This is a genomic window from Providencia sp. PROV201, from assembly GCF_028479545.1.
Taxonomy (GTDB): domain Bacteria; phylum Pseudomonadota; class Gammaproteobacteria; order Enterobacterales; family Enterobacteriaceae; genus Providencia; species Providencia huaxiensis.
In genome coordinates this window covers 1-22,992 of record NZ_JAMPNW010000002.1, presented here as the reverse complement: position 1 = coordinate 22,992, position 22,992 = coordinate 1, and the positions used below count along the sequence as shown (strand labels likewise).

At 40.6% G+C, this 22,992-nt stretch carries 31 protein-coding genes and 1 pseudogene; 2 read left to right on the top strand and 30 right to left on the bottom strand.

Features of this window, described 5'->3' with window-relative positions; genetic code table 11:
- Nucleotides 1–10 precede the first annotated feature (10 nt).
- The 7 genes from PR809_RS02065 to PR809_RS02035 form a co-directional block, all read right to left on the bottom strand.
- The gene (locus PR809_RS02065; protein ID WP_102140453.1) at nucleotides 11–913 is read right to left on the bottom strand and encodes a TIGR01212 family radical SAM protein; all 903 of its coding nucleotides are present in this window, start codon (nucleotides 911–913) and stop codon (nucleotides 11–13) included.
- A gap of 12 nt (nucleotides 914–925) precedes the next feature.
- Nucleotides 926–1,780, bottom strand: a complete 855-nt coding sequence (gene kdsA, locus PR809_RS02060) for a 3-deoxy-8-phosphooctulonate synthase (RefSeq protein ID WP_102140452.1) — start codon at nucleotides 1,778–1,780, stop codon at nucleotides 926–928.
- Nucleotides 1,781–2,145: 365 nt separating this feature from the next.
- Nucleotides 2,146–2,967, bottom strand: a complete 822-nt coding sequence (locus PR809_RS02055) for a GIY-YIG nuclease family protein (protein ID WP_165880140.1) — start codon at nucleotides 2,965–2,967, stop codon at nucleotides 2,146–2,148.
- 94 nt (nucleotides 2,968–3,061) lie between these two features.
- Complete coding sequence (locus tag PR809_RS02050; protein WP_154632348.1) at nucleotides 3,062–3,268, bottom strand: hypothetical protein; 207 nt, start codon at nucleotides 3,266–3,268, stop codon at nucleotides 3,062–3,064.
- Between the two features lie 28 nt (nucleotides 3,269–3,296).
- Complete coding sequence (locus PR809_RS02045) at nucleotides 3,297–3,584, bottom strand: hypothetical protein (RefSeq protein WP_165880142.1); 288 nt, start codon at nucleotides 3,582–3,584, stop codon at nucleotides 3,297–3,299.
- Nucleotides 3,585–4,135: 551 nt separating this feature from the next.
- Complete coding sequence (locus PR809_RS02040; protein ID WP_102139341.1) at nucleotides 4,136–4,708, bottom strand: cytochrome b/b6 domain-containing protein; 573 nt, start codon at nucleotides 4,706–4,708, stop codon at nucleotides 4,136–4,138.
- Between the two features lie 409 nt (nucleotides 4,709–5,117).
- Nucleotides 5,118–5,306 (bottom strand): hypothetical protein, encoded by a 189-nt coding sequence (locus PR809_RS02035; RefSeq protein ID WP_129765453.1) that lies wholly within the window; start codon nucleotides 5,304–5,306, stop codon nucleotides 5,118–5,120.
- Between the two features lie 1,059 nt (nucleotides 5,307–6,365).
- Between PR809_RS02035 and PR809_RS02030 the strand changes: the two genes are divergently transcribed.
- Both PR809_RS02030 and PR809_RS02025 read left to right on the top strand, forming a co-directional pair.
- Nucleotides 6,366–6,785 carry a hypothetical protein gene (locus tag PR809_RS02030; RefSeq protein WP_165880144.1) on the top strand — a complete coding sequence of 140 codons (420 nt, stop codon included), beginning with the start codon at nucleotides 6,366–6,368 and terminating at the stop codon, nucleotides 6,783–6,785.
- A gap of 69 nt (nucleotides 6,786–6,854) precedes the next feature.
- Nucleotides 6,855–7,226, top strand: a complete 372-nt coding sequence (locus tag PR809_RS02025; RefSeq protein ID WP_126436657.1) for a hypothetical protein — start codon at nucleotides 6,855–6,857, stop codon at nucleotides 7,224–7,226.
- Nucleotides 7,227–8,059: 833 nt separating this feature from the next.
- Here PR809_RS02025 and PR809_RS02020 read toward each other — a convergent pair.
- The 23 genes and pseudogenes from PR809_RS02020 to PR809_RS01910 form a co-directional block, all read right to left on the bottom strand.
- The gene (locus PR809_RS02020) at nucleotides 8,060–8,251 is read right to left on the bottom strand and encodes a hypothetical protein (protein WP_004255159.1); all 192 of its coding nucleotides are present in this window, start codon (nucleotides 8,249–8,251) and stop codon (nucleotides 8,060–8,062) included.
- Nucleotides 8,252–8,319: 68 nt separating this feature from the next.
- Nucleotides 8,320–11,655 carry a hypothetical protein gene (locus PR809_RS02015; protein WP_105880962.1) on the bottom strand — a complete coding sequence of 1,112 codons (3,336 nt, stop codon included), beginning with the start codon at nucleotides 11,653–11,655 and terminating at the stop codon, nucleotides 8,320–8,322.
- Nucleotides 11,656–11,666: 11 nt separating this feature from the next.
- On the bottom strand, nucleotides 11,667–12,008 hold the full coding sequence (locus PR809_RS02010; protein ID WP_225832877.1) for a hypothetical protein: 342 nt from the start codon (nucleotides 12,006–12,008) through the stop codon (nucleotides 11,667–11,669).
- A complete protein-coding gene (locus PR809_RS02005) occupies nucleotides 12,008–12,181 on the bottom strand; it encodes a 3-hydroxybutyryl-CoA dehydrogenase (protein ID WP_080641485.1) in 174 nt (57 codons plus the stop codon). The genes PR809_RS02010 and PR809_RS02005 overlap by 1 nt, the downstream gene beginning before the upstream one ends.
- Nucleotides 12,182–12,365: 184 nt before the next feature.
- Nucleotides 12,366–12,881, bottom strand: a complete 516-nt coding sequence (locus tag PR809_RS02000) for a hypothetical protein (RefSeq protein ID WP_105880961.1) — start codon at nucleotides 12,879–12,881, stop codon at nucleotides 12,366–12,368.
- A gap of 77 nt (nucleotides 12,882–12,958) precedes the next feature.
- The gene (locus PR809_RS01995) at nucleotides 12,959–13,177 is read right to left on the bottom strand and encodes a tryptophan synthase subunit alpha (RefSeq protein ID WP_165880153.1); all 219 of its coding nucleotides are present in this window, start codon (nucleotides 13,175–13,177) and stop codon (nucleotides 12,959–12,961) included.
- A gap of 12 nt (nucleotides 13,178–13,189) precedes the next feature.
- Nucleotides 13,190–13,588: a ProQ/FINO family protein gene (locus PR809_RS01990; RefSeq protein ID WP_165880155.1), complete on the bottom strand. Its 399-nt coding sequence runs from the start codon at nucleotides 13,586–13,588 to the stop codon at nucleotides 13,190–13,192.
- A 460-nt stretch (nucleotides 13,589–14,048) separates the two neighbouring features.
- On the bottom strand, nucleotides 14,049–16,451 hold the full coding sequence (locus tag PR809_RS01985) for a primase-helicase zinc-binding domain-containing protein (RefSeq protein WP_165880157.1): 2,403 nt from the start codon (nucleotides 16,449–16,451) through the stop codon (nucleotides 14,049–14,051).
- Nucleotides 16,438–16,812 (bottom strand): hypothetical protein, encoded by a 375-nt coding sequence (locus tag PR809_RS01980; RefSeq protein WP_165880159.1) that lies wholly within the window; start codon nucleotides 16,810–16,812, stop codon nucleotides 16,438–16,440. The genes PR809_RS01985 and PR809_RS01980 overlap by 14 nt, the downstream gene beginning before the upstream one ends.
- Nucleotides 16,813–16,870: 58 nt before the next feature.
- Entirely contained in the window at nucleotides 16,871–17,485 is a 615-nt protein-coding gene (locus PR809_RS01975; protein WP_165880161.1) for a hypothetical protein, read from the bottom strand.
- Nucleotides 17,485–17,679, bottom strand: a complete 195-nt coding sequence (locus PR809_RS01970; protein WP_165880163.1) for a hypothetical protein — start codon at nucleotides 17,677–17,679, stop codon at nucleotides 17,485–17,487. Before PR809_RS01970 ends, PR809_RS01975 begins: the two co-directional genes overlap by 1 nt.
- Complete coding sequence (locus PR809_RS01965) at nucleotides 17,679–17,852, bottom strand: hypothetical protein (RefSeq protein ID WP_165880165.1); 174 nt, start codon at nucleotides 17,850–17,852, stop codon at nucleotides 17,679–17,681. The genes PR809_RS01970 and PR809_RS01965 overlap by 1 nt, the downstream gene beginning before the upstream one ends.
- Nucleotides 17,849–18,433, bottom strand: coding sequence for an ORF6N domain-containing protein (locus PR809_RS01960; RefSeq protein ID WP_165880167.1), 585 nt, complete (start codon nucleotides 18,431–18,433; stop codon nucleotides 17,849–17,851). Before PR809_RS01960 ends, PR809_RS01965 begins: the two co-directional genes overlap by 4 nt.
- On the bottom strand, nucleotides 18,430–18,702 hold the full coding sequence (locus PR809_RS01955; protein ID WP_231068349.1) for a hypothetical protein: 273 nt from the start codon (nucleotides 18,700–18,702) through the stop codon (nucleotides 18,430–18,432). The genes PR809_RS01960 and PR809_RS01955 overlap by 4 nt, the downstream gene beginning before the upstream one ends.
- Nucleotides 18,699–18,860, bottom strand: a complete 162-nt coding sequence (locus PR809_RS01950; RefSeq protein ID WP_004255433.1) for a hypothetical protein — start codon at nucleotides 18,858–18,860, stop codon at nucleotides 18,699–18,701. The genes PR809_RS01955 and PR809_RS01950 overlap by 4 nt, the downstream gene beginning before the upstream one ends.
- The gene (locus tag PR809_RS01945) at nucleotides 18,857–19,051 is read right to left on the bottom strand and encodes a hypothetical protein (protein WP_165880169.1); all 195 of its coding nucleotides are present in this window, start codon (nucleotides 19,049–19,051) and stop codon (nucleotides 18,857–18,859) included. Before PR809_RS01945 ends, PR809_RS01950 begins: the two co-directional genes overlap by 4 nt.
- Nucleotides 19,052–19,053: 2 nt before the next feature.
- Nucleotides 19,054–19,227, bottom strand: a complete 174-nt coding sequence (locus PR809_RS01940) for a DUF4222 domain-containing protein (protein WP_137019081.1) — start codon at nucleotides 19,225–19,227, stop codon at nucleotides 19,054–19,056.
- Nucleotides 19,220–20,359, bottom strand: coding sequence for a host cell division inhibitor Icd-like protein (locus PR809_RS01935; RefSeq protein WP_241098757.1), 1,140 nt, complete (start codon nucleotides 20,357–20,359; stop codon nucleotides 19,220–19,222). The genes PR809_RS01940 and PR809_RS01935 overlap by 8 nt, the downstream gene beginning before the upstream one ends.
- Before the next feature lies 1 nt (nucleotide 20,360).
- The gene (locus PR809_RS01930; protein WP_165880171.1) at nucleotides 20,361–21,056 is read right to left on the bottom strand and encodes a Rha family transcriptional regulator; all 696 of its coding nucleotides are present in this window, start codon (nucleotides 21,054–21,056) and stop codon (nucleotides 20,361–20,363) included.
- Between the two features lie 14 nt (nucleotides 21,057–21,070).
- The gene (locus PR809_RS01925; protein ID WP_165880173.1) at nucleotides 21,071–21,478 is read right to left on the bottom strand and encodes a hypothetical protein; all 408 of its coding nucleotides are present in this window, start codon (nucleotides 21,476–21,478) and stop codon (nucleotides 21,071–21,073) included.
- Nucleotides 21,478–21,723, bottom strand: coding sequence for a helix-turn-helix transcriptional regulator (locus PR809_RS01920; RefSeq protein ID WP_004264148.1), 246 nt, complete (start codon nucleotides 21,721–21,723; stop codon nucleotides 21,478–21,480). The genes PR809_RS01925 and PR809_RS01920 overlap by 1 nt, the downstream gene beginning before the upstream one ends.
- A gap of 159 nt (nucleotides 21,724–21,882) precedes the next feature.
- Entirely contained in the window at nucleotides 21,883–22,596 is a 714-nt protein-coding gene (locus PR809_RS01915) for a hypothetical protein (RefSeq protein WP_207951468.1), read from the bottom strand.
- Between the two features lie 93 nt (nucleotides 22,597–22,689).
- Nucleotides 22,690–22,992: pseudogene (locus PR809_RS01910) on the bottom strand (tyrosine-type recombinase/integrase); the annotation flags it as partial.

Sequence of the window (22,992 nt, the reverse complement as noted above, 5' to 3'; positions counted from 1 at the left end):
ATTGAATATATCAAAGTGCGGAGCCTTGCCCGCCCCATTTTAAGAAATATTGATATAAATTATTCATTCCCACCCAATGGTTTTCACACCAGCTCGGGGCGAGTAATGTGGGTTTTCTTGCACTGGCACTAATACGGTGATAAACAATATCAGCCGGAGTATGGCGCACCATTTCACCTGCAATTTCAGTATATTCATCGAGAGAAAGCGTTGCCAAGCGCCCTGCCCGCCAACTTTTGGCCATAACACTACCTTCGACAATATGTAAAGGGTGAAGTTTGATACCATCCGTTCCGCACTCAAGGACTTTATCAAGTGTTTGCATATTCATTTGGGCATTTTCACCGGGTAACCCGCAAATCAAATGTGTACAAACTTTTAATCCAAGGCTGCGAGCCTTTTGTGTCGTCTGTTGGTATGCATCAAAACCATGGCCGCGATTAATACGATGTAGTGTTTTATCATGGGCACTTTGTAAACCTAACTCAAGCCATATTTCATAGCCTTGCTGTTGATACTGGCTTAGCAAGGATAACACTGACTCAGGAACACAGTCAGGGCGGGTACCTACGCATAATCCAACAATATCGGCTTGCAGTAAGGCTTCTTCATAAAGTTGTTTTAATAGGCTCACTTCGGCATAAGTGCTGGTATAGGCTTGGAAATAAGCTAAGTAACGTTTTGCGCGGGAAATTCGGGTGATCTGTTGGTGAATTTGTTCACTAATAGTTTGAGATGACTGATTTTCATCAGCAAAAGAAGCCACATTACAAAAAGTGCAGCCTCCTCGCCCAAGGGTGCCATCACGGTTTGGGCAATTAAAACCACCATGTAAGGTAATTTTATAAATCTTTTCACCATATCGGCGCTGCAAATCAGCGCCGAACATAGAAACGACTTCAGTGAGTTGCATAAACCGCCTAACTTAGCGACTCGTATCTAACTCAGGGAAGCCTTTTACAACTTCGTCGATTGCTTTCATTTGCTTTAAGAATGGTTCCAGCTTATCTAATGGTAATGCTGATGGGCCATCGCAGCGTGCATTATCTGGGTCTGGGTGAGCTTCAAGAAATAACCCGGCTATCCCAACCGCCATTCCAGCTCTTGCCAATTCAGCAACTTGCCCACGACGACCACCAGATGCTGCACCAAACGGGTCGCGGCATTGTAGTGCATGGGTTACGTCGAAAATGACAGGACAGCCTTTTGATGCTTGAACCATGACATTAAAACCAAGCATATCAACAACTAGGTTGTCATAACCAAAGTTTGCTCCACGGTCGCAAAGAATAATTTTATCGTTGCCACCTTCGATAAATTTCTCAACGATATTTCCCATTTGTCCTGGGCTGATAAACTGAGGTTTTTTGATATTAATTACTGCGTCTGTTTTAGCCATGGCTGCAACTAAATCCGTTTGACGAGCCAAGAAAGCCGGTAATTGAATAACATCAACAACTTCGGCAACAGGAGCTGCTTGCGCAGGTTCATGAACGTCAGTAATAATTCTCACACCAAATGTTTGTTTCAACTCTTGAAAAATTTTCATTCCTTCTTCAAGACCTGGGCCACGGTAAGAGTGGATTGATGAGCGGTTTGCTTTATCAAATGATGCTTTAAAAACGTAAGGGATCCCCAGCTTTTGGGTCACAGTGACATAATGCTCACACACTTTCATCGCCATATCGCGAGATTCTAATACATTCATTCCACCAAATAACACAAACGGCAAGTCGTTCGCGACATTGATATCACCAATATTGACTACTTTCTGCTGCATACTCTTACCTTAAATATGTAATTATATCTTAAGTCATTGTTTTAAATGAACTGCAATCATAACACTTTTAAATTAGGTACAATTTAGGTACAAGAAAAACGAAACCGTTAAAATCGATGTTTCTATTCTAAGCCGTGCATGCCAAGTTAGTACATTGCTATATTTGGGATGGTAAGCCCAATCATTGCAGATAATGAAACACCAACCAGAAATAACCCTGCCCATCTTTTCAGGACTCCGTTTCAAACGGATCAATAGCAACCGAAAAATATTTTTATAGGTTGCTATCTTTAAGGTATGTGGTTAATTAGAGAACAGAGATAAATATACGCCAACAAATGAGAATTGCTTATTTTTAATACTATCTAGTTCAGATTATATCCAGTAATACGAGAAGCTAATATTTCTTTCCAATATGATTCCCTTTCATATACATCTTCTTCACTAGAATTAATATCTAGAACTTCAAGTATTGCAAATTTTATATCATTTAATCTTTCTTCATTTGTAATGTTAAACTCTTCTTTCAGCCCCTTATTGCCTCCATGACCATTATCATAATATTGACACCAGCGCCCCCAAATTCCACTTTGCCCATCAGCTTTACCAACATACAAACGCCCCGTCTTGGTATCAGTTAAGACATAAATACCTTTCACAGATTTTAAAGCAAATTTCCAAGAACTTAAGTCATTTTCAATTATCTTACCTAGTTCGTTTCGCGTTAAGTTGATTGTCTTATAACTTTGAAATTTCTTAAATCCTATTTTTTGCGGTGTTATCTCATGTATGGCTAAATCTTCTGATAATGTTTTTGCTTCAGGATAAGAATTTCTAGCCTTGTATGCCGAATAAACATATAAACGCCCTTCATACTCACTTGTGGAGCTGACTTTCACCAAGTTATATTTATACTTTGTTTTTCCATTCTTTTCGTACGAATTACATCCATCGCTAATATACAAACCAGCAAAAAGCCACCTTCCAGAACGTCCTGCTTGTATAAGAGATATAACAAATTTACGTTCAAAATTTTTTCTCGTTTGGTATGACTGCCATTCGTCAAACTTAGATTCTATATATTGATCTAAAGGGTTGTCTTTGCCATTCCATCTAGCTAAATGAACCTTTGTTTTACTTACTTCAAATTCAGGGTATAGCAGTTTTACATACTGAAATAATTGCATATTATAACCTTATGTCTAGTTACGAAATTAGCAACTTACTTTATACAAGAAAGTGATTTGTTAATATTTATAAAACGCAATATCTAGTATTGTTCTATAATTTAGACCAAACATCCCATTGATAATGCTCTATATCAATATTGCTGTCTTTTGTAGCTACTCCATTTTGCATCAGTGGGGGATTTTCTTTAATGCTTTTTAATGACTCTCCTTTATCTAGCCTTTCCCATATCTGAAATCTCGCCGATTTTCTTACCGTAGGGGATTTAATGCTCCCTCTAATCACTCCAGTTTTAAACATATTTTCTCCAAAAGTAACCAGTACAAACCTAATAATTAACTATCTGCGCCCCTGTTAGCTGATAACCATTAAACCATTCATAGCGACCTGTCGCGGTTACTTTATTTCCTTTCTGGCAGGTCATTAGCTCCAGCGCGTTAATATCGAATGCTACTATCTTTAATGGGTACGAGCTACGCTTGTCGCTCTCGGCCTGAATAGTCATTGTGGCCATAACTTTACCTGTGGCTGTTTTAACTCTCTCAGGGGCTTTTATTACCGTTCCTGATGTGGTGATCCTGATTGGTTTTACTTTTCTCATTTCTGGTTTATTCATCTTGATACCATCACAATACAAGCCATCGGTTAAAATAAAATGCTAATGGGACTCTGGAATATTAGGTAATAATTCCAATTTCTAGGGTAGATCTAAACGTTAATTTAACCATGATGATACGGGATTATCCCGTATGTAACTATAAGTTATTGATTATACTTAATTTCGTTAAATCGACGGAATCAAAATACAACTGACCGCCTGAAACCTTAGCGTAACCTTAGTGTTAGTTTCCATTTCCTAAAGTGCGTTTTCACTGGAAACCATTGTGGAAACCTCACCGTAATCTCACCGTTATCGGCTTAATCCTCCCCGTAACATCCCCGTTTAACCTTACCGTAACCTTACCGTTCAATCACATTATACGGGCCGAAATAGGACCGTTATTTTAGCTTTAGTCATTCATGTTCAGAGTAGATAACCTATTGATTTACTAAGTAACGCATATTTGCGTCACGGTAACTTATTAGCATCTACAGATTGCAACAAAATATCATTTAATGAATATGGGCGACTAATCACCCATATTGCCAATGAGGTATCAAGCAAACCTATTTATTTTTACTTTTTTTCCAAATTATAAAATGAATAATCCCTAAACCACCGTGACCATAAATATAAATCTCAATTAAAATTGTGAGTGATTTATGAATACTTCTAGCCTCTAAAGCAAGTGGTGACTGCTGTAACCATAGAATAAACCATGCAATACCAGACAAAATAACAATTGATAAAGCACCTAACCCTAACCCTTGAACTGTCGCGGCAAGCCCTTTAGGTGAGCTGTCTGGTAGCTTTTTAGCTAAAAGAGAGTTTATATCTTCTTTGATTTGCTTAAAGTCCCCCCAGAGATAGGGATAAAAATATCTAAACCCTCGCTGGTTAAAACATAACACGACTAAAAAGAACGTTAAGAAAAAAAGCACAAAACCTGAAACGATATGAATCCAAGTGAATAAATAAGTCTCGTCAAAAAACGGAACAACTACTGACTTAGTTCCCGTCATCCAATTACTCACAATGATTTGTGATATTACCAAAAGTAGAATTAACGCATGTAAAATTCTTATTTTTTTAGTCTGATAAAGCCCAAAAAAATCCCAAATCGATTTTAATATGCTCACAATGCTTCACCTTTTTTATAATATTTCTCACAGACACAATTTAATAGCTTATAACACTCTTGTTTATGGCTTTAAGTCCTAAGCGTAGAATATTTTATATGAAATATAGTTCACATCTACCAATTAATTACGACCATCCTTTTAAGATGATTACATTTATCGTTATGAGATGTTTTTATTATCAGTATGAAATTAATATTCAGAGGACAAAATTGTCCTGTGGGTATCGCAATGCTTATTTGCATTGTGGTTACTTTTGGTGGTTACCAAAGTGGTTACTTTTATCTCATGGCCATGATTAGAATATTGCCAGCCAGTGACGAGCCTCCAATTTCAGAGCCTCATGACTCCTTAATCTCAAGGAGTCCTATTTAACCGCCTTAAGTACCCTTGATATCAAGGCAACCTATTATCGTTTAGGTGCTGGCTTCGTCCATTGGTAGGTAGGTGCTGTCATTCTCCGCCTGTGACGCTCTTTAGCCTGCATTGTCTGCGCTACACCTGTTCTAATTGCTAACCTATCGCGTCCGTTAAGTGATTGCCCTTGCTGGTGGGCTAACTCCATCATAACGGCTTCTATTGCTTCACGTTGTAACATGGCTATACCTCAAAGGTGTTGTGATTATCGTTATACCTTGATTGTGCTGAATTGGAACAATCAAAGCCCATCAATCCACTAGCATAAAACATGCTGTTTTGCTGGCAACCAGAGTGGCAACCGTCAAGATAGCAACCAAGTTATATCCGTCAAAACTAGTCCAAACTTATTATCCTTGTTTTGCTGCGTACCATTCTGCGTACTTTTATGCAACATCATGATTTTATTTAATTATAACGAATCGTTAGAATTAAGTGCGTACCTACTGCGTACCTATTTGATTTTGGACGGGGCTTATAAATTTCTTTGGCGTGATGACAAGTTTTGACAAGTTTTCGACCACAACAATTAACAACATTTACTTTGTTCTCATGTCAGGTTTTGTCAGGTTCCCATGTCTGGTTTTGTCTGGTTCTGATGTCAACAATTGTCAACATTCAGCGGATGGAGTATCCAGTAAAATATAGCCTTTTCTGTGGATACCAAAACGGATACCTTAGAATCACTATAACAACACCATAGTACCACCGTGGTTTATATTAGTACCATTTTGGTACGTTATTGCTGCGATTCTTTTTGATATCAAAATAGCTACACCGTGATTTTCGAGTAGTTAGCTGTACTGGCTAATATTTAGCTACTTTGGCTAAAGGCACTAATTTGTGGTTTTTATATGAGAGCTTCATTTCAAGCCGTCCTTAGTACCAAGGATAGCATTTCAACTGTCACCCTTTCCGACTATGGCCATAATCACAATCTTTAACCCTCCTCAATTTTGAGGGCACTGTTTTTATTGATAAATACAGGCTCAAAAATGAGCTGATTGATTCTATTAGTAAAATTAGACTGTGCTCAAATTTGAGCTTTGCCATGTATTCAGTCAGTTACAAGGCGCAATAATACGCTTTACTTGTTTTACAGTGAGTTACCTTAATTTTGTTATATTAAGTTATACAATTACTCGTTAAATCCACCAGCAATTTTACATTTTCTAACCTGTATAACAACGTTATACGCTGATATAATAAGTACTCATTGAGTTAATAACGGACTATTATCATGAGTAAATCTAACCTTATTGCCTTTCGTTTACCTGCTGAACTGCAAGCCCTGTTTAATGATGCTGTATCGAACTCTGGTACTGATAAAACAGCGTGGATAGTCTCAGCTATCAAAGAGAAACTAAATCGACCAGACAGTAATCCTGATGCTCGTATGTTATCGCTAGTGGAACGCCTAGAATCGTCTGTGGCATCTTTAATTGCTGGTAAGGCAGATATCCCACCGTATACCTATAATGAGTCTGCTGTCGTTTCTGTGGTTAATTTGGTGCTATCAGAGGGCATAGATAACGGGCGCATTATCGCTGAACGAATTAACGAGGCTGGCTATCAAACTAAAGGCGGTAAAGCGTGGGATAAGGATATTTATTCAGCGTGGAAGCGTCACAAAGATATTTCGAACAAGTTGAGTTTCTGATTGTTATAAGTAAATATTTATATCAAACATCTGTCACTTGTCTACTTGTAGCAACTTAAGGGATTCAAAATGAACAATACTGAAATCTATGGGATTGAAAAAATAAATAAAGCCTATCGTTTACGCCTACAAGAGATTGAGTCTTGCCATACTTCGGGGGAGAGAATGTCTCGGATAATGGCTTGGAATGCTTTTATCAATGACCAAGTTAGATTAGATGATACTAACTCTTCAACTGATAAAATAGCCAGTTTAAAGTATATGGAATCAATTGAGCTAAATGACGGTGATATTGGAATAAGTGAGCCTGAATTTATTAACTATTTTTTTGATGAAACTTGCGTTATCAATAAAAGGGTCACACAAAAGAAAGTTAAATTTGTATTTTACTTATTTCTTGCTTTAGCTGCTTATGGAATTTACGCCATCTTTTTTAAATAAAATCAACATCCGTAATTGCGTTTATTAACATCAAAGATAGTAATTTACTTGCGCACGAGACCTTATCAAAACTTATCATCTAGTGCGCAATTTACCGATACATTCCGATACATATCAAACTGCAAATGATTACTAAGTTTTACTAAGTTCAACCTGTAGTTTTCTGTAGTAGCAAATTGCGAACAACCTTAACATTTCTCAACAATGAACCATAACAATTGATAACAGGTCATCATTGAACAAAACCAGACAGAAAGCGGCTTTAACGCTACATTTCCACTTCATGGCCAACTGCGAATTCGCAATTTTGTGCGCAGTTTTAGTGCGCAATTTTGATATCAATTCGCAGTGTGATATTTCACTAAATATTATCTATTTATCGGTATGTTAGCTGCCATATCAATCAGTCTAAAACGTTAGGATTTGTTAGGATTAATGCGTGAGGTTTCGTGAGGTGGTATTCACTGAAATACGTTAGCAAATGTTAGCATCTGAACGTTTACAATTGTTAACATTCAGCCAGTAATAATCTTAGGATTTCTTAAGATTTTGGCATTAGAAAAACGTTAAGAATTGTTAAGATTTAATGTCTATATTTGTCGCTAATTCAACCCTTTTTATGGACTTCGAAAACTCTTGCTACGATGCCCGAAAACTAACCGCTAACGTGTCCGATAATTCCGTCTAGCGTGTGTAAAAACTCCCGTCCTACGATGTGTAAAAACTATCTAACTATCTTTGCTAACGTGCCCGAAAATCATCATTCTTAACGTGTCACTAAATCGTCAAAGATTTGCAGCCTCGCGCGTGCGCACGTAATGTTGCATAAATCATCAAAGTTCGCGCTGTAGCTTCTCAATGATTGCTTGCCTCACAAACTCCGCACGATTGCCCCTAGTCACTCTATCGGCTCTAATGTGAATATCTACCATATCAATAACTGACTGCTCACACGTCACGATTAGGCGCGTTGTTGGCACATCATTAAAATAACGGTTGGTTTTCTTTTTGATTGTTTTCTGCATATTTCCCCCTCGCGCGTACTGGTATCTAAATCATCAAAGTTAAGGGCGATTTCTCACCCATGCTAACTTTATAACTTTGGCCCTGCTGTTGTGTTGTTGATTACAGAGCGGTGTATAGGCCCTTTCTCATTCATATCAGTGATAATGATCCTCGCCACATCCTCACCAGTAAGCCCTTTTTCCATTCTTGGTTCGATAGCGGCATTTGCCACATGGTTTTCAATTATCACTTGAAGAGAAGCACCACCGTTGCCAGTACCCAATAAATCTTTATTCTGTATTGCTCGCTCATTATTCTTGTGGTTCAGATACTGCTTACCTGTAGGCGCTTTGGGTATCACTGGTGCGCCTGTTATTTCGTCATAACTGAACACCCTCCCGTTATTACCGGGTATGCCGATGAGCTTGTTTCCTATTTGCATCAATTCTGGCAGGTTCTTCTCACCAAGTTCATAGGCTGAACCACCTTTTACGGGCCCACCGTTATATCTCGCACCGGCTAACCCGATAGAAAGAGCTTGACCAGATAGCATTGATGCTTGGAAAGCGCCTAACCCTGTCGCTGAAGCGGCCCCACCCGTGGCAATTGAAGCGGCTATTGCTGCTGGCGTCCATGCTGCTAATGCTGCTGCTCCACCAGCTTTGGCTGCTAAGGCATTGGCAACTTGAGAGGCCTTACCAATAGTCTGCTCTATGATGAAGTTTTTCAGCATCTCAACGCCAACCTGCACGATTGAGTTAACGACACTGTTTAGAATCGTATTACCCAGCGAGCGCATAGCATCAGCCGCTGACATAGTACCCGTCATTAACCCAGTGATAACGTTTGAAGCATTTCCAGCCAGAGAATCAACCGCTGAAGCTAACATTTCATAGCCTAGGTTCTGCTGTCTCATTAGCTCCCATTGTGCCGCTAATTGCTGCTGTTGATATTGTTTATCCATTGCTGTGATTAACAGGTGATATTGCATATCGGTTGCAGATTTAGCCGCTGTGTACTGCTCGTGGGTCATTTGCTGCTTAGCGTATGAATCATCCAGTAGCTTCTGTTCCTGATCGTAATACTCTTTCATCATTGCAAGCTTACGGGTGTTTTCATTATCCAATGCTTGGATAGGGTCGAATTTAGCGCGGTTTTCACCAATATCTGTGATGATATTGTTTGAGGTTGTTTCTATGCGAATATCAGACATGCCCTGCTCAAATGCCTGAGTTGCTTCACGGCCTAATCGCGTAAACGTTTCTTTATCGATGAATCCCTCATCAAACATGCGGCGAATAGTTTTAGCTTCCTCTCCGAACTCACGAGCCAGCTTTAATTCTGGTGTGGCTTCTTGCGCTTGGATGAAGTCATTGACCTTTTGAGTAAGGTCATATATTTCTGCTGCTTCTTTTTCAGTGGCTTCTTTTTGCTTATCTGTAGCCTTAGCGCCTAGCTTCTGGACGGCTTCAAACATAGCCATATCTCTATTAGCATCAGCTACACCAGTGCTAAGTAATTCAAACCTTTTATTAAGTGCGGCGACTTCATTTTGTTGGCGTTTAAGCTCGTCTCCTGCCTTATCTTTTTTGCCGCCACTGCCTTTTTTCTTTCCGTTAGATATTTGCGTTTGAAGTTCATGCTGCTTTCTTAATCCACTAATTAAGCGATCAAGCATACCATCATCGCTAACGCCAGCCTTAGCCATTTGGACAGTAGCCAAATACTCTATAGCAGCGTCTTTGCCTTCTTCCATCTCTATCTTTAAGGCTTGGACGTTTTCCTCAATGCCTTGAAGCATTAATTCAAAGCTGTCAGCCCTTCCAGCTTCTAATGTTTGCTTTAAATTGGAAATTTGAGTTTCAGCTTCTTCTGAGCTAATTCCAGCCGCAGATAAACTTAGTTCAAGTGCGGAAACTTCCATTTCCATCTTGGCCAGCGCAGGAGAGCCTAGCTCTATAGTTTTAGCTAGCATTTTGTTGGATTCAATAGCACCTTTAGCAGCATCGTTAAAGATGTTCATCGCATCTACGCGTTCATCTTTAAGTCCTTTCCTATCTGCTTCAACTTTATTTAGTTGTTTTCGTTGGGCTTCTTGCTCTCTTATTCTTCTTGTTCCCTCAACAATAACAAGATTGTATTCCCCTAACTGTTTAGTAGCCAACTTGATAGATTGTAATACATCCGAGTTCTTATTGGGGATGGCATTCATCCTTTCTAGGGCACCTTCTAGCTTTTTGACTTCATTAACGCTTTTTACTAATTCCTCTTTTGTTTTAGCTATCCTAACGCCTAGCTCCCTCGATACCACCTCCGCCTGCTTAGATGTCAGAGAGTCAATCTTAGTGATCATCTCATCGATTTTAGCGTTGTACTCTTTTATTGCTGTGTCATCAGTCATTGCCTCATAGAGAGCATAAACTCCTGCGGCTGCCAAAAGAAATAAACCAGTAGGCCCGCCAAGCAAAGCCATTACACCACGCAAGCCATTCATCGCTATAGCTTGTGCTTTGGTTGCCGCTGTCGCTTTTGCGCTAGCTGTAGCAACTGCTTCATTGGCGGTTGCCAGTGTCGCCTTAGCTTTCTGTTCAAGCGCTGTAGCGGCTGTTACTTTTGCGCTTGCCGCTATTTCTGCTTCTTTAGCTTTTTTCAGGGCCTGTGATGCGGAAACTTGCTCTTTGTCTATCTGATTACCGATGGCTTGTATTTTCTTTTCGGTAGCCATCATTTTATTTCTAGCGACAACAACATCTTGAAAATTTTCATCTTTTGGCGCTATTTTATATGTTTCTTTAGCGTCCCTTAATATCTGCCTTTGGACTTTTACCTGCTGCTCTAGCTCTACTCGCTGTTTTTCTAACGATATCGTCAAGCTATCTGCTGCCGCCACTTTATCTTTAGCGAGTTCAATTGCTGATTGTGCGGCTGCTTTTTCTTCTTTGGCATTTAACACCATTTGCGCCGCTGATGCTTGATAGGTCTCAGCTTGTTTCTTGTTGGCTTCAGCGTTCGCTAATTCCGCCTGTGTCGCTTCTAAGGCTGCTTTAGTATGATTGATTAGTGATGCCGTAGCGCTACCTACATTACCAATATATCCAGCGCTTAATTGGCTTGATACGGTGCTAAGTACACCTGTAAATCTATTATGTGACTGCATGGCCTTATCTGTTGCGATGGAGTTAGCCCCCATCTTCCCTGATAATTGAGCCATATCTCTGGATAGCCTATTTAGCTCGGGCATTTTTAATGAGTTAGATACTGCCATTGCTGCTTTATCTAATCGGGCAATCCCCTTACTGGCCCCATCAAACCCTTTCTCAAGCTTGGTTAGTTCTTTTTCTACAGCCTTTCCACCTCCGACTAACCCCTCAATATTCATGTCTACATCATAATGAATACCACCTACACTTTGACTGTCAGCCATATCATCACCTATTAATTACAATTCGTTTTATTGGATAAAATATTTCGCGCTTTTAATGCTTTCGCATTTAAAAAATTAATCACGTCATAAGCACGCTCTGTTAGTGAGTAAGGCTTTGTTGAAAGGTTAATTAGTGGTGACAGTAAATTAAACGCCTTACCTTCAACGTCAATTTGCTCTCCATCCGTTTTAACGATATACACCGCATTATCAAATAGCCCTGCCGCCAGCAATTCAGGGATCACCTCGCCTATAATGCCGTTATAAGTCACTAATGTTGTTCCCGTTTCCGCTTTTAGCCCATCAACATAAATCTGAGCTATGGTACTTGCTAACTGCTGTAACTTTTCCATTAGAACCCCTCACGCTGTAAGGCATCACTTAATAGACCTTGAATTAATTGACCAATAGGCGCTCGTTGAATGAAAACATCTTTTTCACCCTGTTTTTCTTTAAATTTTTTAACACGGTCTACTATGTCGCTTTCAATTGACACTGCCTTGAAGGTTCTTTTTTGCTTATCCATGATTATTTATCCACCCTGTTGTTATATACACCACAATTATAATTCAGAGTGAAAAATAAACAATAATATATTGCTATAAAAAGATATAAATATAGAAATATTTTCTACTTAATTTGATTTAATTGAAATTTAAGACAACAAAAAACCGACTCAAGGTCGGCTTTCATTTCTAAGTTTTAAATAGTCATTTTTTGGGGATTGTATACTCTGTTAGTATAAATACGGCGTCATTTTTACCATCTACCATATACAAGTTTACGGCATATCCATCTTTATTAAACTTGGTGGCAAATTCAGCACAGCCAGCTTTTTGTAAGCACCCAAACAAATTAGAGGCATCATCCAATCTTTTTATATTTTGTATTGGGCTACCATAAACCGCAGTCAAATTGGTGATTGCCCGTTCATATTCATTAAGCGCCTGCTCTTCGCTGGTATTCATGATTTCAAGCGTATTTGTATAAAGTATTTCAACTAACTTTGATTCTTTGTTAAACATTAGCACGGCCTGTCCGCGGGCGTGGTCTGGCATTTCTTCAACATTACAAACAGCCCCCTCATAGCATATTATCCCATCTAAGTTTAACTTTTGGATATCCTCCACCGATTGCCCCCACTTAAATCCATAAGGTGCTGGCGGACTGTTATCACATCCCGATAGAAACAAAGCCAATAGAGCCGTTATCATGATTTTTTTCATTTGATGATCCCTTTAGTTGATAAGGCCAATTATACATAACCGCCTCGGCTTATGCTTTGGCGGTGTTCAACTAATAACTATCTGTAACGCCTAATCAGAGCCTTTCTAGCAATTTTGATTTGATCTGGCGTACCTGTAATAACCATGCGTCTAAAAATAAATCCTGAAGTTTTGACATTAACGTCAGCGATACGCCTGACGGCTTGCATGGCATATTTAATTTTATCAAGCTCAAAGACTGTATAAGCCAATTCAATTACATCTTGATCACCTTTGCTTCTGTAAATAATTTTCATAAGGCTCCTGTATCATTTCTTTAGCCACTCTATCAGTTTTTGCTCCGCTATGCTTTGTTGTTCTGGCGTAACCTCTCCGTTAGGTTGCCCGTACATATCAAAACGATTGCCACCCAGAGTAAGAGCTTTCAAATATGCCTTGCGGCTGATGTATGAGTGTAATCCCTGTTTAATGTGGCTCTCTGGGATATCCAGCCCTTTATCTTTAACCTCAGCAATCATAGCTTCCTTGATGCCAATCATTAGCGGCTTGACTTCTGGCTCACTGAATAGCGTCCAATGCTGCGCTATACGGTCGATTCGGTGTTGTTTCTTCTTCGCGTGAATATCTGCCTTATTTTTCTTTTTCGGTTGCTGAGGGGCTTCCTGTGGCGTTTTACGCTTTAGCGTTAATGTTGTTCTCTGATCCATGATTACAGCCTCTCTGATATTGTCGATTCTAAGCGTTCTAGTTCAGTGGCTACACTTCGCAGCTCTCGAATAAGCAAAAAAGCTATTGCCTCCTCGCTGCTGAGGCCTTCGGCTTTCAAGCCAGCCAGTGAAGTAATGTAATTTTGTTTCGCTATTTCCGATTGATTTGTCATTTTTTATGCTCTTAATTATTTTTCGTTGCAAGGTGTGAAAAGTTTTATGCGCTAACTGTTCATGTGTTCATAAAAAGTTATTTTCCATATATAACAATCAATTAAATATGAACACTTCAATGAACACCTATGAAGACTTATGTAGAGTCTACATATCAACAATGAACACTCATGAACACTTAATGAATACTTTAATATCAAGTGTTCATAAATTACCTATTGATATCTATACCTATTTTTCATTTATGAACACTATGAACAGTTTTACTTAAAACTTTACTTTTACGTTATTTTGTCGGTACTCGTGGTAGCCAGTCCTCGGCTTCCAGTTCGTTTAATTCGAGGTTTGTTCTGACTCCCTGAGTAAAGCGATCTTTAATGTATTTTTTTCCTAACTCTTTGAGCGCACCGTCGATAGAACGCCCAAAGGTTGTGAGTGTTAATGGGTTCCTGTTGCCGTTCCCTTGCATATAGGCCATATAAGCATGATAAAGGTACTTTCTCGGTGCGGGTGGTGAGATATTCGCGTTACCCATAAACATGCCTTCAACCCTTTCGAGTGCGACAAGATAGGCGCAAAAATCAATTAATGAGTCAGTTTCACGTTTCACATCAACCGCCTCACCAGAGCCTCTTTGTTCAATCAGTAATTTATTGGCTGTATCAGGGTTTGGAAACTCGCGCAGCAAGTCACGGATAATGACAGGAATTTCTGCCTGTATCTTTTCTGGCAGGTTCTTATCTTTTTTATCCTCGCTCACCGTTTCATTGAAATGAAAAATAACGCGCCTACGACCAACGCCATTACTACGCTCAGTAAATTGCATGGGTCTATTGCCCGTCATGAATACAACGGATTTCATCACCATAGAAAATTGCTTTTCGTATTTGGGGTCAATGCCAACTGGATCACCGCCCGTAATCGCCTTTAACCCTGCACCATCACCAACATATTTAGGTTGGTCAGGGAGTAAAATCAGTTTTTTACCCACAAATTGCGCTCTGCCTCTCGCATCGTCCAAGGCCTTTAAATCACCGCTTGATGTGTTGTGTTTCCCCGCTAACAACTCAGCGATATGTGCGAATACGCTTTTACCACTACCGCCTACGCCTGTTGCCTCGATAAACAATTGCCAGTCATGACGATTAGCAAACACCATATACAATCCAGCCTTGATACGTCTTGCTTTTCCCTCATCTCCCCCCGATACATGAGATAACCATGCGGTAAAGTTTGGCGCGTTATCTTTCAGATTTTCACTTGCTGCGGGTTCGGTATAGGTGATCCCATTTTGATGTAATAACCAATCGTTAGCGTTGTGAGGTCTAAATTCATGGGTTTTCGTGTTCAATACGCCATTAGTGAAACCGATTAAATCAATGTCAGACTCGCCCATGGGTTCAGCAATGACTTTCAATACATCAATGACACCAGTGATCCGCCTCATACTAAAGTGGGTTTCATTCTCAATAAAAAAGTCAGCCATTTCGCGGGAAAGCTCACTATCTTTAATTGGCTCCCACATCACCCCGCTATAGGTGTATACCGTCAATGACTCTGTGTTAACGGCTAATTGTCCGTATCGCTCAATCAGCAACATAGCCAATTGATTCGGGGCTAATTTGGCAATATCGGTATCAGTATCAATACCGCGCTTTTTCTTTTTAGCCTTAGTGGTATTAATGATGACTGTGTTTGCTTCCTGCATGGCGTTAATCCCCTCATTAAATGCCTGTATTGCTGCCTCAATGCCGTGTGATAGGCGGTAATCATCCCAATCAGCTTTATCCTCGGTAGGCGGTAAAACCGTAATACCATTGACTGCCTTAGCTGCCTTTTCTGCCGCCAGCTTTCCTATGTTTGATTGGTCGGGCTTAATGTCGTTATCACCCGCAATGATAATCTTGCTCTCTGGGTACTGAGTCCTCATCACTTTAGCCACATGAATTAAGTTACCCGCATCAATTGCCGCTACTGTGTGCGCTTCTGGCTGGATTAACTGGCACGTCATGGCGGTTGCTAATCCCTCGGCGATAATCACCGTAGAAACGTTTACAGGCTCATTAATGGGGTAATAGCTGCCATTCTTCGCACTATCGAGTAATAGCCGTTTATCGCCATTAGGTTTAATGGTTTGTGCTGCTGTAATTGTGCCGTCAGCGTCCATCAATGGAATAATCAACGATCCATCGGTTAATAGGGTCACGGTGGTACTATCAAAGCCTTTCGCCTTGAGATAATCGGACTCGCCCTGTTTAGCATTGGCAATAGTGCGGCTGTATCGCTCTGTAAAGCGTTTATGCTTCTCTATCTGCTCGTTAGCTTGGTTCTGGGCTTGCTGCGCTTTCAATGCGTCCTGTTGCGCCTTTACCTCATGGCTACGGTAGGCTGGTGGATTATCTGAACGGGTATCAATTCCAATCATGCCAGCCACCTCATAAGCGGCTTCTGTCACGCTACCACCCAGAACACGCTGAACTAAGTCCAACCCATCCCCTGAGCCGCACTGACTACAAATAAACGTGCCGTTGCCGTCTTTGTCGTCGAATCTAAAACGGTCTTTACCGCCACAATGAGGACAAGCTGTGTGAGTATTTAGGGGCACTTCTGCCCCAAGGTTAGATAATATGTTTTGCCATTGTCCGTTAGCTTTCAGCTTCACATCACGGATAACATCAATTGGTTTCATCCTCTTCGCCTCCTGCAGGTTCAGCCATTTCATGCGACACACTTAAAATCGATTGATATAACGCCTCGCCATCCAGAGTAAGGCGTCCACAATCTACCGCTTTGGTTAAGGCTTCCAGTGCGGCCGTTTCGTATTCTTCAAACTGGTCTATTAACGGCTCAATAAAACAAACCTCAGTTAAGAAACAAAGGTACTCAATCGGTGAAATTTGTTGCTTGTTAGTACGGCCTTGGCATGTTTCCGTGTAGGTGTAACATTCCTCAAAGTCATTAGGGCGGCTTTTAAATACGGCAAAGGCAAAGGCTTTCAGCGCATCATCAAGCGAGTTCGCTTTGGTTTTGAATGGAATAATGTTGCTCATTGAAATGCTCCTTTGTTCGCCAGTAAATGGTTTAAATTGTTAATCATGATCCCCCCTATCAGTGAAACACTGGCATAGTGCCAACTTCACTAGAACGAGCGATTTTCATAAGGCCATCATGCAAGATAGTTAGCCCCTTTCGCCCTTTTTCAGAGAGACGATTTCCCACTTCTGGCTGCATATTGATAAAGTCCATGTAAGCCCTGATAACTAACTGCCGCCCCATTTCCTGCCCGTATTGCTCACAAACAAAGTCCTCCATATGCGTAGTTAACAACGCTCGTTCGCCCGATGGATAAACCGATATCCCCGAACCGTTATCGCTGTAATACAGCGTGGCAATGTCTTTGCCGCCTAGCTCATTGTCGAGTTCAATAACGCCATGTTTATCTCTTAACTCTTGAACAAATGACGCTGCTACTACCCAACGGCATAAAATCAACGTTTGCTCTAATGTTGGGTTAAACAAGCGTTCTCGTTCACCTTTTGAGATTGCCAATACAAGCTCAAACCCCATGAGCAAATCCGTGTCAAAATCACCAGCATCAAGGGATTTAAGCGCATCGTCGTAGCTAATTACCTCGTTAAGCTGACCATTCTCACGATAAACAACCAATACACCTGTGGCACCATAACCAAAACTGGCAACGTTACGTTTGATAAATAAGCTCATTATTTGCTCCCTGCCGTTTCGTTCATTTCATCCCTAATCGAATAAACAACAATCAACACCGCCCAGATCATGTTTCTGGTTTCGCCACACTCTTCAGCTTCCAGCCACGTAGAAAGTAAAGTAATTAGCATTAATACTTTTGCTTTGTGCGGCTCTAGTAACATTTCCACTTCGCGTTTCTGTTCCTGAGTCATTACTTCACCTCACGCACATAGTTAATTCGGATACTGGTTAAACCGTCTCGTTGCGCTTCTCGCATCACTTGCGATTGAGCGTCTTTCTGGGTGGCTGATATCACACGTTTGCTAATACCTAGCGTTAAGCCTTTCGGTGTTGTGCCATACCCTGCGATTTGAAACGTTCTCATGAGCGATAATCCCCCATATCCTGAATGTGTAGCTGTGAGGCTTGTTCAATGGCCATTACCATTGGTTTAAGTGCTTTCTTCTCCTTGCGACGTAGGTTCATGGCATAACTGCCGCGCCTACCGTGACCTTGATAAGAGTCAGCTTCTAAACGGCTAATCAAGTTCTGAGCCTCACCAATTGGCATGGCTTCAAGTTCCGCCAGCGTGGGGATTTGAATGTGTTTAATTTCTGGAAACTCAGATAAACGGAAATAACTGTTAACCATTGAGCGTTGAACCTGCCACGACAAATCATCAGTAAATGGCTTGGCAACCATCAAGTAACCTGACTCAGTGATAAGCATTAACTCTTTCGCCTTGCCGCCTATCTCTAGTTCGGGTAACTCGGTACGTATTACGTACTTAGTGAGCAAAAAGTAATCTAGCCCATCAATGAAGTGCTTTTTATGCGTGTTGAATGTGCGCTTTGCTGTACCTTTCGGGCGTTGGTGTACCTCGTCAATCATGGCAAAGGTGACAACTCGCTTACCTTGGTACATGAATGGGCTTAGGCTGGTGGCATTGATAGTGACTTGTCTCATTTCATCACCTCCGCCAATCGATTGATTTCTTTCTGCTGAGCGCATATAAGACGGTTAACTGCCCTTAGCATAAAATGCGTATCGGTATCAGCTTCATTCTCTACAGCCGTTAGCAGTGGGATTAGTAACGATTGGAGTTCTTCGTTGATATGCCCAATTTCTTCAAAGGTAGATAAGTGACCAACAGTTACCTCCAAGACAACAGCGAGTAGATGATCGCTTGGTGGCTCATTATGTTTGGTTTTGTCTAATGGAATTGGCTTGCTCATGCTTCCCCCTCAGATACGGCTTCTTCTGCTGTCTTGCTGATAATTTCAATTAGCTGAATTTTAAGTTCTGCTTCATCACGTTGGTTCGATAAAGACAAAGCGGCTTCTGCTAGGCGTTGGATTTTGTTCAATGCGTCAGATAGGCGTGAAATACTCATGCTTTCGCCTCCTGTGCCACAATTTCCTCTTGAAGAAATACACAAACATCACCTGATAACTTCGCCATAAGAGAAGCCAAAGTGGATATTTCACTGTCTTGTAACTGGTGAGGGTGTGATTCAATGAGTAGGTTAATTAACTCAACCTGATGCGCCTTTTCAGCGGCTTGATGAATATTGATATCTGCCATGATTAAGCCCTCCCTGCATAGGTGTATTCGTTGCTGAACTGGCTTAATGGAACAATGACAGGGCTATCAAAGCCGTCTCGCTGAAAGGTTACACGGTTGAATTGAACCGATAGAACTCTGACGGTTTCGCCATTATTTTTGTGAGTGTAGAAATCATTAGGTTGAGGGTTACGCATGATGTTTACCTCCAATAGCAGGTAAGCGACCAGCGAATATCAGCATGTAATCACGTACAAGCATCAGTCTTGCATCGTGTTCGTTCGATGCTGTAACAGCAATGCGACAAGGTTTAGCGGTAGTATCTGAGCGTTTAATGCTCAAAAACAGAAATTTGAATTGAGTTTGGGTAGGGGTTGCCATCATAACGATGATCTCCAGTAACTTAACTAAGGAGTCATCACCAGAGGTGCAAATCTCTATAGGGGTGATGACGTTGGCAAGGTTTGCACTACTGGAGTTACTGGAATCCAGCCAGCCCGAAAGCTGCCTCACCAACGCCACCATTGAATAAGCGCGATATAATACCGCATTTAATAGGTGTGCGTAGGCATTGACACAAAAAAAGACGCAAGGCGCGTCATGTGTCGCCAGTAACTGATTCAGGGTGCAAATCCTGACACTAGATTTTGCTAGTGCTTTTTTACTATAGCCAACAATCACCCATAAGCGCAAGTGATGTATTGCACATTTTTGTATTAACTCAAGGTTATTACCTTTACCGATAACAAGATGAATACTATTCTCATAGTTCTCACTTGCTCGATATTTAATATCGACGTTCCCAAGGGTAGCCAATTGGCTGCCCTTTTTTATGGACTGACAAAACTCAATTCTTTCGTTTTTTATGGACTCAAAAAACTCAATTCTGCCTTGTGTAGTGACCCCGATTAAACCTTGCCAATGAGGATAATTCTCCTCTTTAGAAAGGTGAGAAAAATCACCTTTAGCAAATGGTGTAAATTTCCCATCTTTTGAGTGACTCAAATTTGAGTAGCGCAAAATACCAGCGGATTTATAACCTGAGAAATATTTCCCAGATTGATATCCCGTAAATTTGGGTGATTGATTGGCGTAAATTTTCGCTGATACATCGGCTAAAGTTTTAGCCAATTGCTGAGCTAAAATATTAGCTGAGCACTGAGCCAAAATATTGACCGAGTAACCAGACGAAAGTTTGTCTGATTGGTTGCCAGTAATACCGTAGTTTAAAGCTACGGTAATCGGCTGATTAGTGTAAGTTGAACTTACGTTATTACCTGCCAGTAGGGAATCACTCTCTTGGTAGGCATTAGCTACGACATTCATCATATTAGCCACCAATCCGCACTGTAGGACTCATTAAACTAGCGAACTGCTCAATGCGTTTACTGACTTCACGCAATGCCTGAGTAGCTGATAACCCCGAATCAATCGCGTCCTGAAATGCTGCCTGTTCGATTTTTTGCATACAGACTAATAAACCTAATTGTTGCTCGTCTGCGCTGGCACGTTCGCCAGTGAGTAAGCCTGTTAATCGGTTCTCTGTACGGGCTAGGTTGATGTAATGATATTTCTCTGCGCCTAAGTCTCTGAGCGCGTCGCGTGACTCATGGTAATGCGGCAAATATTCGCGGCGGATAGGTTCAGCGGCGCGTTTCTTGCTGAATGCTTTGGTAACGTCCAGCTTGAATTGTGTCATCTGCTCATGGTTACGACCTCGAACAATACGGCACATAAAATCAAATTGGTTCTCATTCAGTAGATAATACCGATGATATTTAACCCCTCGCGCCCCAACTTCTTTCACTGACTCCGTTTCAAACGAAGGCAGTGAGCCGAACTCTCGTAACTGTTTTATATGCTTTTTAATTAATTCAAAAAGGTTCTTATGTTTAATTCCGATGCGTTTAGCAAACAGACGGCTATCTATTCTCGGCTCAGTTCTGTGTTGAATTAAAATAGGCTCGTCGCTGAATTTAGGGTGAGCGAATCCACCAGCACTTAAGCTGTTATTTTTTAGTTTCATTATTTATTACTCCGTTATTCGGTCGGGTATAAGCTCAAAATTGAATTGATTTGCTCTTGCGACAAACCTTTGTAATTACCGTGCCAAGCACGATAGTTAATATGATTGATGATTTTTAGTGCGTCAGTTTGGTTGCGAATACGATAACGATAGTGTGAGCCAATACCGTCTGGGTTTGGGTCACTGATACGTTCAAAGGTAATATTTAACGTACGTTCTAGCTTTGAATAGTAGTTGCGGCCTGACGATAAGCGACAATGTTTTAAAATATCGTTTTCAGTTGAACCATATTCACCAGTAGCAGAAATATAAATAAATGCTTCCTGTGCTTTTGGCGTGCGTTTGGTTATAATGGCGGGGCAATTTCCAATATCATTACTGATATCAAAGCCGCCTCCGCAAGGGCGGTTTTTCTTTTCCATTATGCTACCCCGCTTTGTGATTTCTTAGCTTCAGCCCATGCGCGAATTTCTTTCGCATCATAGACAAAAAAACCTTTTTCAATCTCAAATGACTTAGGTAATTTACCGTCACGCTCCCAGCGATAACGAGTAGCATCAGAAATACCTAGAAAGTCGGCTGTATGACGTAGACGGGCGTAACCGTCCATAGGGTATGGTGTACTGATTTTAGCGCGAGGTTTGCGCTTCGGTGATTGCTTCTTCATGTGTCTACCTTCTGCTAATTGGTGTAGACACATTAAAACGTAATGAAAAGTTAATAATAGATGGGAATATTTAAAATTTTTTAATATTTTTAATAGGTTGTAATAGTGGGTACTTTAATTTTAATTCTGAGTAATAGCACCCACCAATAATAAAAATCTTTAATTATCAATGTGGTTATTGGTTGGTGAGTTTTTTCTAGGTCTGCCTTTCTTTCTTAAATCGAAGGGGCGTAAAATTAAATCTATAGCCTCAGCCATGTTAATACTTGCCCCTCTTTTCCTCAAATAATCTATGACTTGTTTCTTTGTCGGTGCTGTATCGGGGTTTTTCTCATCATAATTAGACCATAGTTCGGTAATAGCTTCCTCGACAAGCTCTAAACCATCAGATTTATGATTAAAGGTGGGTAGTAATTTTATATGTGATTCTTCCACGATTAACTCATCACTGTTAATTACTGTGATAACTGATGGTTCCTTTTCTCTTATAGGAGCAAAAAAGCGTACCCTTTCTTTTTTAGCCCAATCATAAAGAGATTCCCTAGTGATTATTGTATGATGTATTGATATTGGATAAGTTCTATCTGTTGGTCTAATAATGACTATCTCAACATCCCACGGCGCATCAATGGTCTTTTCACCATAACAAACAACAGCGGTTAAAATACCTCGCCTTATTGATGTTTCCATTCCTCTAGCATAACCAAGCGCATTCTTCCATCTAGCATGACCTTTGTTTCTTGCTTCATTTATTGTTAAATCCATAGGGTCAATACCCGCTAGTAATAGCGAGGCTTGTTCGATTGTAAACTCTTGCACTGTGCGCCAGTGATCTACATTTGGATAATCTTCTATCTCAATTATATGGCTCATCACGTCACCTTTAACGCGCCTTAAAGAATACCGTATCAGATAGGTAAGGTTTCCCACTTTTCGCCCCGTCGAGCTAGATACGGTTTAAACTTGTTATGCTTTCTTACTCATTGGTACAACATTATAGTCAGAACCGCTTTCTAATGCTGTAAGCAAATCAGCCCATTGTGATAATGCGGCTTTTCGTTCATCAAAGTAATCATGGCGGTTATACACCCCTTCAATACCTTTTACCCTGTGATTTAAGCACCTTTCAGCTATCTGTGGCTCAACACCTAATGCTGATAAGTGAGTTCGCATTGTCCTGCGCAGGTCATGGATACTGAACGCAGTAAATGACTCAGGGAGCAACTCTCGTATTACTGTAAGGCTATAATTCAAAGTACCATTACTAAT

Bases quoted from the DNA above. Each gene is read 5' to 3' on its own strand.
- PR809_RS01965 (WP_165880165.1), bottom strand. From the start codon at position 17,852: ATGAGAACGTTTCAAATCGCAGGGTATGGCACAACACCGAAAGGCTTA.
- PR809_RS01935 (WP_241098757.1), bottom strand. From the start codon at position 20,359: ATGATGAATGTCGTAGCTAATGCCTACCAAGAGAGTGATTCCCTACTG.
- PR809_RS01960 (WP_165880167.1), bottom strand. From the start codon at position 18,433: ATGAGACAAGTCACTATCAATGCCACCAGCCTAAGCCCATTCATGTAC.
- PR809_RS01980 (WP_165880159.1), bottom strand. From the start codon at position 16,812: ATGAGCAACATTATTCCATTCAAAACCAAAGCGAACTCGCTTGATGAT.
- PR809_RS01945 (WP_165880169.1), bottom strand. From the start codon at position 19,051: ATGGCAGATATCAATATTCATCAAGCCGCTGAAAAGGCGCATCAGGTT.
- PR809_RS01920 (WP_004264148.1), bottom strand. From the start codon at position 21,723: ATGAAGAAGCAATCACCGAAGCGCAAACCTCGCGCTAAAATCAGTACA.
- PR809_RS01985 (WP_165880157.1), bottom strand. From the start codon at position 16,451: ATGAAACCAATTGATGTTATCCGTGATGTGAAGCTGAAAGCTAACGGA.
- PR809_RS02050 (WP_154632348.1), bottom strand. From the start codon at position 3,268: ATGTTTAAAACTGGAGTGATTAGAGGGAGCATTAAATCCCCTACGGTA.
- PR809_RS01970 (WP_165880163.1), bottom strand. From the start codon at position 17,679: ATGACTCAGGAACAGAAACGCGAAGTGGAAATGTTACTAGAGCCGCAC.
- PR809_RS02030 (WP_165880144.1), top strand. From the start codon at position 6,366: ATGAGTAAATCTAACCTTATTGCCTTTCGTTTACCTGCTGAACTGCAA.
- PR809_RS01930 (WP_165880171.1), bottom strand. From the start codon at position 21,056: ATGAAACTAAAAAATAACAGCTTAAGTGCTGGTGGATTCGCTCACCCT.
- PR809_RS02020 (WP_004255159.1), bottom strand. From the start codon at position 8,251: ATGCAGAAAACAATCAAAAAGAAAACCAACCGTTATTTTAATGATGTG.
- PR809_RS01940 (WP_137019081.1), bottom strand. From the start codon at position 19,227: ATGCGTAACCCTCAACCTAATGATTTCTACACTCACAAAAATAATGGC.
- PR809_RS02025 (WP_126436657.1), top strand. From the start codon at position 6,855: ATGAACAATACTGAAATCTATGGGATTGAAAAAATAAATAAAGCCTAT.
- PR809_RS02000 (WP_105880961.1), bottom strand. From the start codon at position 12,881: ATGAAAAAAATCATGATAACGGCTCTATTGGCTTTGTTTCTATCGGGA.
- PR809_RS01990 (WP_165880155.1), bottom strand. From the start codon at position 13,588: ATGGATCAGAGAACAACATTAACGCTAAAGCGTAAAACGCCACAGGAA.
- PR809_RS02045 (WP_165880142.1), bottom strand. From the start codon at position 3,584: ATGAATAAACCAGAAATGAGAAAAGTAAAACCAATCAGGATCACCACA.
- PR809_RS01995 (WP_165880153.1), bottom strand. From the start codon at position 13,177: ATGAAAATTATTTACAGAAGCAAAGGTGATCAAGATGTAATTGAATTG.
- PR809_RS01955 (WP_231068349.1), bottom strand. From the start codon at position 18,702: ATGAGCAAGCCAATTCCATTAGACAAAACCAAACATAATGAGCCACCA.
- PR809_RS01925 (WP_165880173.1), bottom strand. From the start codon at position 21,478: ATGGAAAAGAAAAACCGCCCTTGCGGAGGCGGCTTTGATATCAGTAAT.
- PR809_RS02010 (WP_225832877.1), bottom strand. From the start codon at position 12,008: ATGGAAAAGTTACAGCAGTTAGCAAGTACCATAGCTCAGATTTATGTT.
- PR809_RS02065 (WP_102140453.1), bottom strand. From the start codon at position 913: ATGCAACTCACTGAAGTCGTTTCTATGTTCGGCGCTGATTTGCAGCGC.
- PR809_RS01915 (WP_207951468.1), bottom strand. From the start codon at position 22,596: ATGAGCCATATAATTGAGATAGAAGATTATCCAAATGTAGATCACTGG.
- PR809_RS02035 (WP_129765453.1), bottom strand. From the start codon at position 5,306: ATGTTACAACGTGAAGCAATAGAAGCCGTTATGATGGAGTTAGCCCAC.
- PR809_RS01975 (WP_165880161.1), bottom strand. From the start codon at position 17,485: ATGAGCTTATTTATCAAACGTAACGTTGCCAGTTTTGGTTATGGTGCC.
- PR809_RS02015 (WP_105880962.1), bottom strand. From the start codon at position 11,655: ATGGCTGACAGTCAAAGTGTAGGTGGTATTCATTATGATGTAGACATG.
- kdsA (WP_102140452.1), bottom strand. From the start codon at position 1,780: ATGCAGCAGAAAGTAGTCAATATTGGTGATATCAATGTCGCGAACGAC.
- PR809_RS02005 (WP_080641485.1), bottom strand. From the start codon at position 12,181: ATGGATAAGCAAAAAAGAACCTTCAAGGCAGTGTCAATTGAAAGCGAC.
- PR809_RS01950 (WP_004255433.1), bottom strand. From the start codon at position 18,860: ATGAGTATTTCACGCCTATCTGACGCATTGAACAAAATCCAACGCCTA.
- PR809_RS02055 (WP_165880140.1), bottom strand. From the start codon at position 2,967: ATGCAATTATTTCAGTATGTAAAACTGCTATACCCTGAATTTGAAGTA.